The sequence below is a fragment of the Pantoea sp. LMR881 genome, from assembly GCF_027157825.1.
GTDB classification, from domain to species: Bacteria; Pseudomonadota; Gammaproteobacteria; order Enterobacterales; family Enterobacteriaceae; genus Pantoea; species Pantoea haifensis.
On sequence record NZ_JAPVOK010000002.1, the window covers coordinates 2,023,456 to 2,037,909 of the forward strand.

The 14,454-nt window shown below is 51.2% G+C and carries 8 protein-coding genes and 3 pseudogenes; 8 read left to right on the forward strand and 3 right to left on the reverse strand.

All coding sequences use genetic code 11. The features are described from left to right. The first annotated feature begins 183 nt into the window (after window positions 1-183). The 5 genes from pgi to O3W44_RS11350 all read left to right on the forward strand — a co-directional run bounded on the left by pgi (window position 184) and on the right by O3W44_RS11350 (window position 6,306). Window positions 184-1,830, forward strand: coding sequence for a glucose-6-phosphate isomerase (gene pgi / locus O3W44_RS11330; protein ID WP_269293159.1), 1,647 nt, complete (start codon window positions 184-186; stop codon window positions 1,828-1,830). Between the two features lie 568 nt (window positions 1,831-2,398). Beyond that, entirely contained in the window at window positions 2,399-2,647 is a 249-nt protein-coding gene (gene yjbE / locus O3W44_RS11335; RefSeq protein ID WP_269293160.1) for an exopolysaccharide production protein YjbE, read from the forward strand. 190 nt (window positions 2,648-2,837) lie between these two features. Continuing rightward, window positions 2,838-3,485 carry a YjbF family lipoprotein gene (locus tag O3W44_RS11340; RefSeq protein ID WP_269293161.1) on the forward strand — a complete coding sequence of 216 codons (648 nt, stop codon included), beginning with the start codon at window positions 2,838-2,840 and terminating at the stop codon, window positions 3,483-3,485. Beyond that, window positions 3,482-4,216: a capsule biosynthesis GfcC family protein gene (locus tag O3W44_RS11345; protein WP_269293162.1), complete on the forward strand. Its 735-nt coding sequence runs from the start codon at window positions 3,482-3,484 to the stop codon at window positions 4,214-4,216. Before O3W44_RS11340 ends, O3W44_RS11345 begins: the two co-directional genes overlap by 4 nt. Beyond that, window positions 4,216-6,306: a YjbH domain-containing protein gene (locus tag O3W44_RS11350; RefSeq protein WP_269293163.1), complete on the forward strand. Its 2,091-nt coding sequence runs from the start codon at window positions 4,216-4,218 to the stop codon at window positions 6,304-6,306. Before O3W44_RS11345 ends, O3W44_RS11350 begins: the two co-directional genes overlap by 1 nt. 33 nt (window positions 6,307-6,339) lie before the next feature. Here O3W44_RS11350 and metH read toward each other — a convergent pair. Further along, window positions 6,340-10,022 (reverse strand): annotated as a pseudogene (gene metH, locus O3W44_RS11355) (methionine synthase). Between the two features lie 193 nt (window positions 10,023-10,215). Between metH and iclR the strand changes: the two are divergent. From iclR to O3W44_RS11370, 3 genes are all read left to right on the forward strand, one after another. Next, window positions 10,216-11,046 (forward strand): glyoxylate bypass operon transcriptional repressor IclR, encoded by an 831-nt coding sequence (gene iclR / locus O3W44_RS11360; protein ID WP_269293164.1) that lies wholly within the window; start codon window positions 10,216-10,218, stop codon window positions 11,044-11,046. 109 nt (window positions 11,047-11,155) lie between these two features. Continuing rightward, window positions 11,156-11,359, forward strand: a complete 204-nt coding sequence (locus O3W44_RS11365; protein WP_269293165.1) for a tlde1 domain-containing protein — start codon at window positions 11,156-11,158, stop codon at window positions 11,357-11,359. Between the two features lie 89 nt (window positions 11,360-11,448). Further along, entirely contained in the window at window positions 11,449-11,535 is an 87-nt protein-coding gene (locus O3W44_RS11370; protein ID WP_269294426.1) for a hypothetical protein, read from the forward strand. A gap of 609 nt (window positions 11,536-12,144) precedes the next feature. Here O3W44_RS11370 and tssD read toward each other — a convergent pair. Next, window positions 12,145-12,578 (reverse strand): annotated as a pseudogene (gene tssD / locus O3W44_RS11375) (type VI secretion system tube protein TssD). Window positions 12,579-12,717: 139 nt separating this feature from the next. Beyond that, window positions 12,718-14,450 (reverse strand): annotated as a pseudogene (gene aceK / locus O3W44_RS11380) (bifunctional isocitrate dehydrogenase kinase/phosphatase). Window positions 14,451-14,454: the final 4 nt, after the last annotated feature.

The window sequence follows — 14,454 nt, forward strand, 5'->3', positions numbered from 1 at the left end:
GCCAGCCAGATCTGGCGAACAGCCGCAGTAAGCCAGGCGACAACAGGGTGCGTGATGACTGCATACCCACTGCGGTGACAAAATTTTTCCTTTCAGTTGCAACTATGGTCATACTGAAACGCTAACCGGGTACGATGTGACCCCGATGGAATGACGGTTCTTAATATCAACAAGAGTGTTGCCATGAAAAATATCAATCCGACACAAACCGCAGCCTGGAAAGAGCTGCAACAGCATTTTGAAGAGATGAAAACGGTAGAAATCGCCGATTTGTTTGCTCAGGATGCCGATCGTTTTGCCAAATTCTCTGCCACCTTTGATGATCAGATGCTGGTGGATTACTCCAAAAACCGCATCACCCAGGAAACCCTCGATAAATTACAGGCGCTGGCGAAAGAAACAGATTTGAGCGGTGCCATCAAATCCATGTTCTCTGGCGAAAAAATTAACCGCACTGAAGATCGTGCCGTGCTGCACGTTGCGCTGCGCAATCGCAGCAACACGCCAGTGATGGTAGATGGCAAAGATGTCATGCCGGAAGTGAATGCGGTGCTGGATAAAATGAAAGGCTTTTCCGAGCGCATTATTAGCGGTGAATGGAAAGGCTATACCGGCAAACCGATTACCGATGTGGTGAACATCGGTATCGGCGGCTCGGATCTCGGCCCGTTCATGGTAACCGAAGCGTTGCGCCCGTATAAAAATCACCTGAACATGCACTTTGTTTCCAATGTTGATGGTACGCATATTGCTGAAACGCTGAAAGATCTCAGCCCGGAAACCACGCTGTTCCTGGTCGCTTCCAAAACCTTTACGACTCAGGAAACCATGACCAACGCCCACAGCGCGCGTGACTGGTTCCTGAACACCGCTGGCGATCAGCAGCATGTGGCAAAACACTTTGCGGCGCTGTCGACTAATGCCAAAGCCGTGGGCGATTTCGGCATCGATACCGATAACATGTTTGAATTTTGGGACTGGGTGGGTGGTCGCTACTCGCTGTGGTCAGCGATTGGCCTGTCGATCATCCTTTCCATCGGCTTCGATAATTTCGAGCAGTTGCTGAGTGGCGCACACGCCATGGATAAACACTTCTCGACAACGCCTGCTGAGCAAAACCTGCCCGTATTACTGGCGCTGATTGGCATTTGGTACAACAACTTCTTTGGTGCTGAGACCGAAGCCATTCTGCCATACGATCAGTATATGCATCGCTTTGCCGCCTATTTCCAGCAGGGCAACATGGAATCCAACGGTAAATATGTCGATCGCGATGGCAATCCTGTTGATTACCAGACAGGCCCTGTTATCTGGGGTGAGCCAGGCACGAATGGTCAGCACGCGTTTTACCAACTGATTCATCAGGGCACAAAACTGATCCCGTGTGATTTTATTGCTCCGGCAATTAGCCATAATGCGCTGGCCGACCATCATCCGAAACTGCTGTCGAACTTTTTCGCCCAGACCGAAGCGTTGGCGTTTGGTAAATCTCGTGATGTGGTGGAAAAAGAGTTCACTGATGCCGGTAAATCTGCCGAGTCAGTGGCCCATATCGTGCCGTTTAAAGTTTTCGAAGGTAACCGTCCGACGAACTCAATTCTGTTGCGTGAAATTACTCCGTTCAGCCTTGGCGCACTGATTGCTCTTTATGAGCATAAAATCTTTACGCAGGGCGCGATTCTCAACATCTTCACCTTTGATCAGTGGGGCGTGGAATTAGGTAAGCAGCTGGCGAACCGTATCCTGCCAGAACTGGAAAATGATGAAAAAGTTGAGAGCCATGACAGTTCCACTAATGCCTTGATTAATCGTTACAAGGCCTGGCGTTAATTCATTATTTATTTTCTCAGGCGGCGGGTATGCCGCCTTTTTTCTGCCTGAAAAGGCTCAATTGACTATGAATTCGCCGTCATGCCTGTTTTCTCTGCTTAGATAATTCTTAAAATACCCTGAGATAATTCTGAACCTGCCCTTTTTTATTGCCTTATCCTCTATTAAAAATGGATCTAATTCTCCCTCCTCGCCTCGCTTAACCTTTGATAATTAATATTATTTTTATTTGCCATTAATAAGGAAAATCTGATTATTCTTATTCCGTACCAATATTAATTAAATAAGAACAAAACGCTTTGCATTATTTGCCGTACCAGTTAAAGATTTCGCGCAACCGCAAAAAATAGCGATTTTAAAAGCAGTTAACGCTGAATTAACTCAATATTACTCCCTTAGCACTCACTGAATACCTGACTTTTTCCGGCGCTGAACTCTGGTAATTTGTTGCCCTATACTGAGCGCGCCCGCAACGGGTAAATCTGAACGGCTTCTGATGTAAAGCTTTGCCTCTACAGCGTGAGCATTTCGGGTTTAAATCCTTCATTCATTCAATGCAGGTGTTGTTATGAAAAAATACAGGGTTGCCGGTGCAGCCTTACTTTTCGTTGCTGTCTCTTCCAGTGCTTTTGCCGCGCCGGAAGAAGCAGGTGCCGCAGCAGGCGCGCAGGCGGGAGCAATCTCTGCCGGTACGTCTACCGCTGTCGGTATCGGCGCACTCGGCGCGTTAGTAGGACTCGGCGTTGCCGCTTCTGGCGGTGGTGACGGGGCAAATACCGGTACAACAACCACAACCACAACGAGCACCACTCGTTGATATACCCAACATAATTCGCGGCGCAGGAAGCGGTAAACAAGTGAATCCTGAAGCTTACTGCTGTAAGCGATCCGGTTGAGCGGGTGAGCCAGCGGATCTGCAGCCTGAAATATGCAGGGTGAACAACGTTAAACATAACCACACATTTGTGTGGTTATTCTACTTTGGCATTATTTATCAGGGACATACAGTGCGCCAACTTCCTCTGCTGCTCGCTTGCCTGCTGCTGCAGGCCTGCACACCAACGCAAAAAGGTCTGGAACAGACCGTGATGCTCGCCATCAACGGCCCGGATGATGTCACCGTCACCGATCAACAGGTGAACGAGCTGCCTTACGCCAGCCTCTACGCCCGCATCAATAACGGCCCACGTATTTTTGTGGTGCTGGGTTATAACGAACAGGGTCAACAAAAATGGGTGACCCAGGATAAAGCGATGCTGGTCACCGCTCAGGGTCGTCTGATTAAAACTGTTGGCTTACCCGATAACCTTCATCAGGTCAGTAATTTGCAGCACGATCCGCTGACTGACACTTTACATATCAGCCCTGGAGCACGCTGGACACGCATCGTTCAGTGGACGGAGCACGGTGAGGTACGGGCAGCGACCGTGAGTTCCAGCTTTCAGCGTGGCGACGATGAAGTACTGGAGATTGCCGGTAACCGTATTGCCTGCCGCGTCTGGCATGAACAGGCACGCATCGACAGCAGCGGTCGTGAATGGGAAAACACCTTCTGGATCGATAACCGCAGCGGTGAGGTGGTCCAGGCCCATCAAATGCTGGCGGCTGACGCTTTCCCCGTTGAAACCACCATTCTGAAGCCGGCAAAATCATGAAAAAAAGACGCTTTATACTGGCCGGGCTGAGCCTGTTCAGCGCACTGGCCTCAGCGGAAGGTCAGGTCACAGTACATCTGCCGCGCAATCAAAACAGCATTGTTATTGATCGGGTGAAAAACCTTGCGCAGCTGATGACACAGCCTGCGTTAATGCCCTACAGCCACGGTGCCGTCATTGCCGAACGTAGCGCAACGGCGGTGGCACAGCAGCACTATCAACAGACGCTGGCACAACTTCGTGCCTGGCGTGCCGACAGCAGCAGCGACAGTGCCGCAGCGATTGATGACGTGATTCGTCAACTGCAAGCGATCAACGTTACCGGACGTCAGTTCACGCCGCTCGATCCCGACTGGATCCGTCTGCATCCCACGGATAACCGCCGTCTCGAAGGCCACTACGATCTTTATCTATCCAGCCAGCCTGACAGCGTGCTGCTACTCGGTGCACTTGCTGGTGCCGGTAAAGTGCGGTGGCAGCCGGGACAGTCAGTGCGTCATTATCTTGCCGATCACGCTCGCCTTGCGAATGCCGAGCGTGATTTTGCTACGGTTATCTCCCCTTCCGGTGCGACCAGACAGGTGCCGATTGCTTACTGGAATCATCGTCATGTCGAAGTTGAACCCGGCAGCATTATCTGGCTCGGTTTCTCTTCATGGAGCCTGCCCGCTGCCTTTGACGACCTGAACAGCCGCATTCTCTCCGTACTGACTCACCGGATACCCGACTGATGAAAAAACGTTATCTCTTCAGCCTGTTGGCTGTTTCTGTCGCAACGGCCTGTCAGGCTCAGGCTGACACCTGGCCCGAACCGGTTGGCCCGTCACAATCAGATTTTGGGGGCGTTGGCTTATTGCAGGTGCCGACTGCACGTATGGCCAAAGAAGGCGAGTTCAGCCTTAATTTCCGCGATAATGATCAATATCGCTACTATTCAGCTTCGTTACAGCTTTTTCCCTGGCTGGAAACCACCGTGCGCTATACCGATGTGCGTACCCGCCAGTACAGTGCAGTTGAAAATTTCAGTGGTAATCAAAGCTACAAAGACAAAGCCTTCGATCTGAAAATACGCTTGTGGCAGGAAAGTTACTGGTTACCGGAAGTCTCACTGGGCACACGCGATCTCGGCGGAACCGGCCTGTTCGACAGTGAATATCTGGTTGCCAGCAAAGCGTGGGGACCGTTTGATTTTACGCTGGGCCTCGGCTGGGGATATCTCGGCAACAGCGGCACGGTGAAAAACCCCTTCTGCTCTTACAGCGACAGCTATTGTCAACGTCCCGGCGTTGGCGAAGCGGGGTCGATCAACGGATCGCAAATGTTTCATGGCCCGAGCGCGCTGTTTGGCGGCGTGGAGTATCAAACGCCGTGGCAGCCGCTACGTCTCAAAATGGAATATGAAGGCAACGATTATCAGAACGATTTTGCCGGTCGTCTTGAGCAGCGCAGCAAGCTAAATGTCGGCGCAATTTATCGTGTAACCGACTGGGCAGATATCAACGCCAGCTACGAGCGTGGCAACACGTTTATGTTTGGCGTGACCATTCGGACCAATTTTAATGACCTGCGCCAGGCGCATCTCGACAGTGCTAAACCGGCTTACGATCCCCATCCGCAGCCGCAGCTCTTAGAGCCAACCGTGGTGGCGAAGCAGTTAACCGATTTGAAATACAACGCCGGGCTGAACGGTCCAAAGATACAGACTAAAGGCCATACGCTCTACGTTTCAGGCGAGCAGACTAAATATCGTGATACACGTGAAGGCGTTGATCGCGCCAATCGCATCGTGATGAATGACCTGCCCGCGAATATCGATACTATTAACGTCACTGAATCACGCTTCAACATGCCGCAGGTCACCACGGAAACGAAGGTTGCCAGCCTGCGTAATGAGCTGTCCGGCTACCCGCTGGGTCACGAGCAGCCGCTGCAACAGACGCGCAAAAATCCAGTCGATGCCGGACAAACAGAACAGGGTTTGTTTATCCGTAAAAGTCGCCTCAGCTACAGTTTATCGCCGGTGCTGAACCAGTCAGTGGGTGGCCCGGAAAGTTTCTACATGTATCAGGCTGGCGTCATGGGCAACGTCGATTACTGGCTTACCGATCATTTGCTGGTGGGCGGCAGTCTGTTTGGCAACATCGCCAATAATTACGACAAGTTTAATTATAACGGCGCGCCTGCCGATTCCTCCTTGCCGCGCGTGCGAACCCATATTCGCGATTACGTCGAAAACAACGTCTACGTTAACGATCTGCAGGCCAATTATATGGGCTATCTCGGTAACGGTTTCTACGGCCAGCTGTATGGCGGTTATCTGGAAACAATGTATGGCGGCGTGGGCGGCGAACTGCTTTATCGCCCGGTTGACAGTAACTGGGCTGTGGGTGTTGACGCTAATTATGTTCGCCAGCGCGACTGGGACAACATGATGCAGTTCACTAACTACAAAGCGCCAACCGGTAATCTGACCGCTTACTGGCGTCCGTGGTTTATGCAGAATGTGGTGGTCAAAGCCAGCGTCGGTCAGTATCTGGCGAAAGATAAAGGCGTAACGGTGGACGTTTCCAAACGCTTTGACAGCGGTGTGATGGTTGGCGTCTATGCCACCAAAACCAATGTGTCGTCTGAAGAGTATGGCGAAGGAGATTTCACCAAAGGCTTCTATATTTCTGTACCAATGGATCTGTTTACCGTGACGCCAACCCGTGGCCGGGCGCAGGTCAACTGGGTGCCGTTGACGCGTGACGGCGGTCAAATGCTGGGACGTAAATATCAGCTTTATGACTTAACCGCCGATCGCGACGCGCGGTTCAATTAACCGCAAGGGCGACCGGTTGGTCGCCCTTATTATTTAATCCGCATCGTAACCCAGGTTGGAAGCCAGCCAGCGTTCAACCTCGGTAACTGACATGCCCTTACGCGCCGCATAATCTTCAACCTGATCGCGCTGAATCTGCGCGACGGCAAAATAGCGGCTGTCAGGGTGGCTGAAGTACCAGCCTGAAACCGAGGCGCCAGGCCACATGGCGAACGATTCGGTTAACTTCATGCCCGTCTGGGTTTCGACATCCAGCAACTGCCAAATCGCTGCTTTTTCCGTGTGTTCCGGGCACGCCGGATAACCTGGCGCAGGACGAATACCCTGATAGTTTTCGCGAATCAGCTCTTCATTACTGAGGTTTTCATTGGGTGAAAAACCCCAAATGACTTTACGTACCCGCTCATGCAGATATTCCGCAAAGGCTTCAGCCAGGCGATCGGCGACCGCTTTCACCATAATTTTGTTGTAGTCATCATGCTGGCGATCGTAAGCCTCCGCCAGCGCGTCTTCTTCCAGCCCACCGGTGACGGCAAACGCGCCGAGATAATCAGCTTTACCGCTCGATTCAGGTGCAACAAAATCGGCCAGGCAATAATTAGCAAAGTCTGTTTTCTCAGTCTGCTGGCGTAAGTGATGGCTCACACACAAAACCTGATCGCGCTGCTCATCTTTATAGATATGCACATCATCACCTACACGGTTGGCCGGAAAAATGCCGACCACACCGCGCGGCGTTAATGTGCCCTTTTCACTCAGCATATCCAGCATGGCATTGGCATCTGCAAACAGGCGTTTCGCCTCTTCACCCACCACTTCATCCTCAAGAATGCGGGGATATTTACCTGCCAGTGACCAGGTCATAAAGAATGGCGTCCAGTCGATATAGTGACGCAGCGTAGCAATACTCGCCCCCACCGTGCTGACACCCAGCCGATGCGCGACAGGTGGCGTGTAGTTTTCCCAGTCGATGCTGGTGGCGTTATCACGCGCAGCCTGAAGCGAAACCGGCGGCGTACGGGGCTTTTTGCGCGCATGCTGAATGCGCACCGTTTCATACTCTTTACGGGTACGTGCCACAAAGTCATCTTTCAGGGTTGGCGACAGCAGCGAAGAGACGACGCCAACGGTGCGTGAGGCGTTCTGCACATAGACTGTCGGCCCGCTGTAGTTCTGCTCAATTTTTACGGCAGTGTGCGCTTTTGAGGTTGTCGCACCGCCAATCAGTAACGGCAACGTGAAGCCCTGGCGCTCCATCTCTTTGGCCATGTTGACCATCTCATCCAGCGACGGCGTAATCAGGCCCGATAAGCCAATGATGTCAGCATTTACTTCCCGCGCCGTTTTCAGAATTTTTTCGCCCGGCACCATTACGCCAAGGTCGATAATTTCGTAGTTATTACACTGCAATACCACGCCAACGATATTCTTGCCGATATCGTGTACATCACCTTTACCGTCGCCAGCACGATTTTGCCGTTGCTGCGGCCCGCTTCTTTGCTCGCCTCGATAAAGGGTTCCAGATAAGCCACCGCCTGCTTCATCACGCGCGCCGATTTCACTACCTGTGGCAGGAACATTTTGCCCTCGCCAAACAGATCGCCAACTACGTTCATGCCTGACATCAGCGGGCCTTCAATTACCTCGATCGGTCGTGGAACCTGTTGGCGTGCCTCTTCGGTGTCCTGCTCGATGAACTCGGTGATACCTTTAACCAGCGAATATTCCAGACGCTTCACCACATCCCAGCTGCGCCATTCGGCCTGCTGTTTGTCCTCTGCACCCTCGCTTTTGCTGCTGCGATATTTCTCAGCCAAATCCAGCAGGCGTTCAGTACCATCTTCACGGCGGTTAAGAATGACGTCTTCCACTGCATCGCGCAGCCCGGCAGGCAGGTCGTCATAAATTGCCAGCTGACCGGCGTTGACGATGCCCATATCCATGCCTTTACGGATAGCGTAATAGAGGAAAACCGCGTGAATGGCTTCACGCACGGGATCATTACCACGGAACGAAAACGAGACGTTGGAGACGCCGCCGGAGATCATCGCGTGCGGTAACTCGCGCTTGATATCCTCACAGGCACCGATGAAATCCACTGCGTAGTTGTTGTGTTCTTCAATGCCAGTCGCCACGGCAAAAATGTTCGGATCGAAAATGATATCTTCTGGCGGGAAACCCACCTGCTGGGTGAGGATGTTGTAGGCGCGACGACAGATTTCAATCTTGCGCGCACGGGTATCCGCCTGACCGACCTCATCAAATGCCATTACCACGACCGCAGCGCCATAACGACGCACCTGACGCGCATGGTGAATAAAGGCCTCTTCGCCCTCTTTCATTGAAATAGAGTTAACAATGCCTTTGCCCTGAATACACTGCAGGCCTTTTTCGATCACTTCCCACTTTGAGGAGTCGATCATGATCGGTACGCGGGCAATGTCAGGTTCACCGGCGATCAGGTTGAGGAAACGCACCATTGCCGCTTCGGCGTCGAGCATCCCTTCATCCATATTGATGTCGATGATCTGTGCGCCGCTTTCAACCTGCTGGAGCGCAACTTCCAGAGCTTCGTTATATTTTTCTTCTTTGATCAGGCGCTTAAATTTAGCCGAGCCGGTTACGTTGGTACGTTCACCCACGTTAACGAACAGCGATTCAGCACTGATATTCAGCGGCTCGAGGCCAGAGAGACGGCAGGCGACGGGAATATCAGGCAGCTTACGCGGCGCAACGCCCTCAACTGCTTTCACCATCGCCGCGATATGTTCTGGCGTCGTGCCGCAGCAGCCGCCGATGATGTTAAGGAAGCCAGAGGTCGCCCATTCGCCAATCTGCTGCGCCATAATATCGGCATCGAGATCGTATTCACCGAAAGCGTTCGGTAATCCGGCGTTCGGGTGAGCAGTGACATAGCCTTCCGCGATGCGCGACAGCTCTGCAACATACTGGCGCAGCTCGTCAGGGCCAAGCGCACAGTTGAGGCCAAACGACAGCGGTTCGGCATGACGCAGCGAGTTATAAAAGGCTTCTGTGGTTTGTCCAGAAAGGGTACGGCCTGACGCATCGGTAATGGTGCCAGAAATCATCAACGGCAGCTTAACGCCAAGCGATTCCATTTCAGTCTGGACCGCATAGATCGCAGCCTTGGCATTCAGGGTATCAAACACCGTTTCGATCATAATGAGGTCAGCGCCCCCTTCCACCAGCGCCCGGGTGGATTCACGGTACGCTTCTACCAGCTGGTTAAAGGTGACGTTGCGGTATGCCGGATCGTTTACATCAGGCGAGATCGAACAGGTACGGTTAGTTGGCCCTAACACGCCTGCGACGTAGCGCGGGCGATCCGGTGTTTTTGCCGTCCATTCATCTGCACAGGCGCGCGCCAGTCTGGCCGCCTCATAGTTGATCTCAGCCGATAACGCCTCCATCTGGTAATCCGCCATCGCAATGGTGGTGGCGTTAAAGGTGTTAGTTTCGAGGATATCGGCACCCGCAGCCAGGTAGGCGTTGTGGATCGCGCGGATCACCTCCGGCTTGCTTAAAACCAGCAGATCGTTGTTGCCCTTAAGATCGCAGGGCCAGTCAGCGAAACGGCTGCCACGGAAATCCGGCTCATCCAGCTTGTAACTCTGGATCATGGTGCCCATGCCGCCGTCCAGCACCATAATGCGTTGCGCGAGCTGCTGATGCAGCGTTTCGATTTTATTGCTCACTGAAGCCTCGTTCACGTCAATCTGCTGGCTAAAATACCCGCCGTCATACTGTCATAACTTCGTTAAGGGTCAAAGCAACCTTATATGAGACATTTTCAGGCGACTGGCTATACAGATCCGACCAGTAAAGCGTTGTTTGCAAATCAGCCAATTAAAACGAAAATGATTTCCATATTTCAGAAGGAGAACAGCAATGGCTACGCCCGTTACCGCAAAGCGCGGTAAGAAACCTCGCGGTACACTCGCCGCTGCCGCACCTGCTGGCGGCCAGGTTCAGTCTTTAACCCGTGGCCTGACGCTGCTGGAATTAATCGCTGAATCCCACGGCAGCGTGGCGCTCACCGAACTGGCGCAGCAAGCTGGCTTACCTAATTCCACAACGCATCGCTTGCTGAGCACGATGCAGCAACAGGGTTTTGTGCGTCAGGTGGGCGATCTTGGCTTCTGGACTATCGGAGCACATGCCTTTGTGGTTGGCAGCAGTTTTTTACAGAGCCGCAATCTGCTGGCGCTGGTGCATCCGGTCCTGCGCACGCTAATGGAAGTCTCTGGTGAAACGGTTAACCTGGCGGTGCTGGATCTGAGCGATCATCAGGCGGTGATTATCGATCAAGTACAGTGCACACAGCTTATGCGTATGTCAGCACCGATTGGTGGTAAGTTACCGATGCATGCATCCGGCGCTGGGAAAGCGTTTCTTGCCCATCTGAGTGACGACCAGGTTACGGCACTGCTGCATCAAAAAGGCCTGCATTACTACACGCCAAATACGCTGATGTCACCGCAAAGCCTGAAAGCGAATCTGGCACAGGTGCGTAAAATCGGCTTCTCGTTTGATGATGAAGAACATGCACTCGGTTTGCGCTGCGTCGCCGCGCCGATCTATGACGAACACGGCGAAGCCTTTGCGGCGCTCTCTATTTCTGGACCGATCGCCCGCATGACAGACGATCGCATTACTGAGTTAGGGGCGCTGGTTATTCGTGAAGCGCGCCAGGTCACACTGGCCTATAGCGGGCGTTAATGTCGTGAATTTAAACAGCGTGATCTGCGCAACAGCCTTATATAATTAAAAGCTGTTCATGCCATAAAACCCCTATAATAAACAAGGTTTATCAAATAAGGGATGGGTTGTGGCTATACAGGGAAAGTTCATCATCAACGGTGCCCACTATTCACCTCTGTCAATTTATGGTGTTGGCACCTTTCTGGCGTTTTCAGGGCAAGGCAGCTGCCTTAACCAAAGTGGTTGCGAGCATATCCCTAATGTAGGGCCGATTCCAGCAGGCAGGTATTATATTGTCGACAGGTCTCACGGGAGTTTTTTAACTCATTAAGAGCTACAGGTATCGATTTTATTAAAAGCCGTACTGATTATTATGTAGATCATTCAGAATGGCTCGCACTATATCGTGAAGCTGCGGTAATTAATGACACGACTTTCATAAAAAATATTGAACGTGGAGCATTTCGGCTACATCCCGGAATGCGATCAGAAGGCTGCATAACATGACCTCACCGTTCAGATTCCCTTAAAATCCGAAGAGCAATTCTTGGCCAAAAAAAGAGAACATCCCTAACTCTCAATTCGCAACCTACGGCACAATTGAGGTAATACAGAATGCTTTTTCTTGCTTGTAAATTACTGAAAACAGTCTTCTTCTTTTCAATCTTCTATCGTGTCGCGAAATTAAGCTATAAACATATTATCTGGTCTGAAGTCTTCCCGTTTAGTATGGCAATTAAAATTGCTAACCTGACAGTAAATAACCCTTCACATGAGTATATTCACCGGGTAAACGACATGGCATTACAACTCATCATTGCCATGTTAATCTACTCGCCATGTGTGCAAATATTTTTATATATTAGAGGAAAAACAGTAATTTAATTAGCCACTTTAAAGATGCTTGCCTGGTTTGACTCAATTATTAACAAAAAGCCTGCTATTCTTTTTTATATTTTTCACTCTGGCAAAACTCATAAATTATGAGATTTATTTAAAACCAACCGAAAAAATAAATATAACAACGCTTCTCTTAACAAACACATCCTTGACGATTGCTATTTATTTATTTTCAATTAAATTTATAAAAAAGTAATGGGCATTAAGCCCCTTTTATTAGCGATTCTGCCAGCTATCGGCGTGTTGCACATTACCATCACAAAATTTATGCGTGATTTTCTCATACATCAGCGCGATCGATTCCGTATGATTGATATGCTGCGTGCCCGGCGCTTTTGCATTCGGCATGCCTGGATTAAACGAAACGTTTTTTACGCCTTCCAGCAGCATGTTGTAATACTCAACTTCCTGACCTGTATCGTTAATGTGGTACCACTTAATTTCAGCTGACATTAATTTCTGGCCAGTTGTTACCGCTTTAAAAAGATAAGGGCTGGATGAATCAAATTCCTTTTCCAGTGAGACAAGCGAGTGTATCCGTTTACCTGTGATTTGTCCGGTTATGAATCAACTGGCAGCGACACGCTATGCGAAAAACCGATAATCTCAATGCTGCATTCCCGGCTCTCCACATCCACAGAACCTTTAATGAGCGCACCGCCATTGTCCTTTAACTATAAATAAGCCGGAACAGGCATAATGTAACCTCCACTGTTAATGTTTCCCTGCGGAATAATACACGCTAAACCATAATAAAAAGTGGTCTTTATTCCATCGTCGTTTATACCCCTAAGCAAATGCCTCACCGTAGCGCACACTAAACCGCTGTGACTGTTGCCAGGCCATCACCTCTTCTATGTGGCCTTGTGCAATACGCTGCTGCTGCCTGCGCCACCAGCCAGCATCAAAAAGCTCAGGATGCAGCTGTTGTAATAACGCGCCGGTTGCCGCCTCACTGCATAAGGCGTAGCGAAAGGTTTCGGGAAAGACATCATCCGGCCCTACGCTATACCAGGGTTCGGCGCTTAACTCATCTTCCTCATAGCGCGCCCGGGGTACATCGCGAAATTGCAGCTCGCTCATTGGCCGAATTTCGTCATAGTCATAAAACACCACGCGCCCATGCCGCGTGATACCGAAATTCTTGAACAACATATCACCGGGAAAAATGTTTGCCGCCGCGAGCTGCTTGATCGCATTGCCATATTCAGCAATAGCCTGCTGTCGCTGTGCAGCACTCGCCTGCGCCAGATAAAGATTCAGTGGCTGCATCCGGCGCTCCAGCCAAAGATGGCGAATGATCAGCCGATCGTTTTCAATACGCATTTTTTCAGGAATGGTCGCATTCAGCTCCGCCATTAACGTTGGGGAAATACGCGCCAGCGGCAGAGAAAAGTGTTCAAATTCTTGCGTGTCCGCCATCCGACCGACGCGATCGTGCTCTTTAACACGTTGATAACAGGCACGGACCTGCGCTTCGGTCACCTCTTTTGCGGGGCAAAGCGATCCTTGATCACTTTAAATACCCGATCAAAACCAGGCAGTGTAAACACCGTCATCACCATGCCGCGCACGCCTGGCGCGATTTCGCATGCGCCAGTAGAGTGCGCCAGCGCCTGAAGATATTCACGATAGCTTTCTGTTTTGCCGTGTTTCTGGCAACCAATCGCCATGTAACGTTCAGCCAGCGTTTTGCCCGGCAAAATCGGTTGCAGCCAGGCCACCAGCGCGGCTGGCACCGGTGCATACACCATAAAATACGCGCGCGCGAAGCCAAACACGATGCTGGCATCATCGGTTGTGGTCAGGCAGGTATCAATCCACAGTTCGCCTTTGTCGCTGCGCTGAATCGGCAGCAGACAGGGATGAATGCCATCCGGTAAATGTAAACGCGCCACTATCCATGCGGTTTTATTACGAAAGAACAGCTCGCAGCTAACATCCAGCCAGCCTTTACTCAGTTGCTCAGGGGAAAAGTGCTCAAATAAATGCCGAATAATCCACGCTTCATCACGCGCCCGATCCTGCCACGGCAAGGTCAACGGCAAGTCTGTTAGCACCTGATGAATGAGCGGCAGCCAGCCTTGTTGTGGTCGATAACGGCGAGCCAGCGGACGAGCAGGCACAGCTGCGGGGGACGCAGCCTGCGAACTCACAATAAAGAGCCGCTGGGGTTGCAGATGTGTATGCCCGTGTAGCCGACAATAGACAGAGTTAAAGAAGCTTTCGGCAATCTCATAGCGTGGATAGCCCGGCAATAAGGTTTCGTAATGGTTTTTTATTCGCAACCAAAACGCGTCGTCCCAGTGATCGGCGTCATTCAGCACCCGTAGCTGATCGGCGACTAACCCAACGTGATGATCATAGAGATGAATGCGCGCTTTCATTGCCAGCTGCACCGCATGCCATTCGGCCTGCTCAAAGCGTTGCTGTGCGCCTGCAGTAATATCTAAAAAGCGGCCATACTGGGCGTCAAAACCCTGCAAAATGGTATGCGCAATCAGTGATTCGCGTGGCGACATAGCC

What these genes read in the sequence shown, in the direction of transcription:
- pgi (WP_269293159.1), top strand. Translation starts at nt 184, where the DNA reads ATGAAAAATATCAATCCGACACAAACCGCAGCCTGGAAAGAGCTGCAA.
- yjbE (WP_269293160.1), top strand. Translation starts at nt 2,399, where the DNA reads ATGAAAAAATACAGGGTTGCCGGTGCAGCCTTACTTTTCGTTGCTGTC.
- O3W44_RS11350 (WP_269293163.1), top strand. Translation starts at nt 4,216, where the DNA reads ATGAAAAAACGTTATCTCTTCAGCCTGTTGGCTGTTTCTGTCGCAACG.
- iclR (WP_269293164.1), top strand. Translation starts at nt 10,216, where the DNA reads ATGGCTACGCCCGTTACCGCAAAGCGCGGTAAGAAACCTCGCGGTACA.
- O3W44_RS11345 (WP_269293162.1), top strand. Translation starts at nt 3,482, where the DNA reads ATGAAAAAAAGACGCTTTATACTGGCCGGGCTGAGCCTGTTCAGCGCA.